At 65.6% G+C, this 2,279-nt stretch carries 4 protein-coding genes; 3 read left to right on the top strand and 1 reads right to left on the bottom strand.

The window, feature by feature from the left end; all coding sequences use genetic code 11:
- The first annotated feature begins 139 nt into the window (after positions 1 to 139).
- Together MZTS_RS13850 and MZTS_RS13845 are read left to right on the top strand one after the other, a co-directional pair.
- Positions 140 to 334 carry a PilZ domain-containing protein gene (locus MZTS_RS13850; RefSeq protein ID WP_192284291.1) on the top strand — a complete coding sequence of 65 codons (195 nt, stop codon included), beginning with the start codon at positions 140 to 142 and terminating at the stop codon, positions 332 to 334.
- 821 nt (positions 335 to 1,155) lie between these two features.
- Positions 1,156 to 1,311, top strand: a complete 156-nt coding sequence (locus tag MZTS_RS13845; RefSeq protein ID WP_246482114.1) for a hypothetical protein — start codon at positions 1,156 to 1,158, stop codon at positions 1,309 to 1,311.
- 27 nt (positions 1,312 to 1,338) lie between these two features.
- Here MZTS_RS13845 and MZTS_RS13840 read toward each other — a convergent pair whose 3' ends face one another.
- Entirely contained in the window at positions 1,339 to 1,614 is a 276-nt protein-coding gene (locus MZTS_RS13840) for a hypothetical protein (RefSeq protein ID WP_192284289.1), read from the bottom strand.
- Between the two features lie 340 nt (positions 1,615 to 1,954).
- On the opposite strand from MZTS_RS13840, the gene MZTS_RS13835 reads away from it, so the two are divergent.
- Positions 1,955 to 2,279: substrate-binding domain-containing protein (locus MZTS_RS13835; RefSeq protein WP_192284288.1), on the top strand; the 325-nt coding region annotated here is incomplete at its 3' end.

Genomic DNA, 2,279 nt, shown 5'->3' with positions numbered 1-2,279 from the left:
ACGGTTTTGTCCCTGACTCTTAGTGGTGGCCCCGGTTGCATGGAGCCGGGGCGCGACTGCTGCTTCCCGCTTTCCCACGCCGTCCTCCACCTTTCCGGCACCTGTTCCGTCCGGAACAGCTCCGGGCGACGATGCCGGCTTGATTGCGCTGGACGAGCACACGTCCATCGGATGCCTCATCCATGACATCACGGCGCATGGTGTCGAGCTGACCGTACCGGATGCCTCGATCGTTCCCGACATCTTCATGCTGACGGCATCCTGTTCGGAATCTGCGAAGGTCTGCCATACATTGTGGCGGAGCGACGAGACGATCCGGGCGCGCTTTCGATAGACTCCACCGGCCAACGCCCGACGGGGCATGAACCTGGCCGGGATTGGTCGGGTTGCCCTTGAGGGGGGTACAAGGGCCGACCCGACGAGAAGACCGGACGGGATGCCGTCCGAGGATCGCGGCGAAGCGCCGAGCCGTCCGCAACTGACACCGCGGGGCCATGCCAGCGGGCACGTTGCCGGCGAGGACGCCACCGACCCGCAGGGCGGCGCGAAGCAAGGGTAGGGCGACAAGGCCGAGGGATGACACCTCATCCCGAGAGAATGCCGAAGCGACGGCATTGTCTCGTTCGGCGCCGAAATCTGTGTCGGTCGCGTCGCAACGGACCGGGGATCGCGAGCGCGCGGCGGACCGAATCCCTCGGGAGACTCGGTCCGCCTGTCGCCTGCGTAAAGCATCTGGGCGGGCAGCCCAGCGACACAGGGGAAACGACCCTCCCTCGCCTCCTCATCCCGGCCGTGTTCTGCAAAGTCGGGCCGGCGGATGGAGGTCTGCGTGGTTCAGGCCTGAACGCATTGATCGCTCAGGACAATTCCGCGGAGCGGCGACGGGCGCCCAAAACAACGGTTCCCGCGATATGTGCGTGATCGCACGAAACGCGTTCCACTGAACCCTTCTGAACTCGAATTCAAAGGGTTCGGCAGAACGTTACGGGACGTCGCCAGCCAGGGCGTAAGTCTTTTGTTAACCATCTCGCCGCAATCTAGAATACCATCGCTCACGTCTCCTCGGGGCGATACGGTTCCTTTTGATTTCGGCCCGGTCGATCCATGGAACATCTCGCGACGGACTATATCGGAGGCTCGACGGCGGAGGCCGCGATGCCGGCGCTGAATGGTGAGACGCGCCACCGGATCGGACAGGGCCTGCGCGACGCCTATGTCGACAGCTGCGACGCGCAACCGATCACCGACGATCAGATCCAGCTGCTGCTGCGTCTGCGGCAGAAGGAGCGGGACCGCCGCCGTCCCACCTGAGGCCTCCGGTTGCCGAGGTCGCTCGCCTCATTGCCAGCGCCGTGCCTGCGGCTGTTGACGCCGGATCTCGGCGGCGCGGATCATCGTCAGGACGCGATCGAGATCCTTCAACAGGGCAGCCTCGGTCACCCGAGCCGCCTCGATCTCTTCCTCGTCCTGACCGAAACGCTGGCGCTGCTGTAGCAGCGTCAATTCCTCTTCCAGGGCGGCCCGCTCCGCGTGGAGCGCCTTGTAGGCCGCCTCCTGAGGGTCGGCGGTATCGAGCGAAAGGTCTCCCGCCCGGGCTGGTTGCGGCTCCGTCACGCCGGCGATCTCCTCGGATATGCAAGCCCCGGCGAGGCGGCGGCCGGGATCTCCCGAAGATCGGTCGCCGCCGCATCGGCCGGAGGCATCTCCGCGAGCGGGCGGTTCGAGGGAATCCGGCCCACGGCTCACCCTGGCACCTGATGCGGTAACGTCCGACCGGGCCCAAGCGGTCCCATCCTCAATGAAATTCCGCCTCTCCGGGCGCTGTCATGTCTCCGTCATGTGGCTGTCATAGAGGCGGCGCGTCGGTGAACTAGTTGGCAGCGATGTCGCGGCGGGCCCGGTTTGGGACTAGACCCGGCCTGCAGACAGCATCCGACATCCAACGGAGAAGCTCGTGAAACCCTTCGCTTATGCTCTGGCGGTTGGCCTTGCGGCCGCCCAGTTCGCGACCTCTGCCCTGGCTGTAGAGATCACGGGCGCCGGCGCCACCTTCCCCTTCCCCGTCTACTCGAAATGGGCCGAAGCCTACCGCAAGGAGACCGGCACCAGCCTGAACTATCAGTCGATCGGTTCGGGCGGCGGCATCAAGCAGATCCAGGCCAAGACCGTCGATTTCGGCGCCACCGACGCGCCGCTGAAGCCGGCTCAGCTGGAGAAGGACGGCCTCGTCCAGTTCCCGACCGTGATGGGCGGCGTGGTTCCGGGAGCTATGCGGGAGA

This window comes from Methylorubrum zatmanii (genome assembly GCF_014845115.1).
Taxonomy (GTDB): Bacteria; Pseudomonadota; Alphaproteobacteria; order Rhizobiales; family Beijerinckiaceae; genus Methylobacterium; species Methylobacterium zatmanii.
This window is presented reverse-complemented; position numbering and strand designations above follow the sequence as displayed.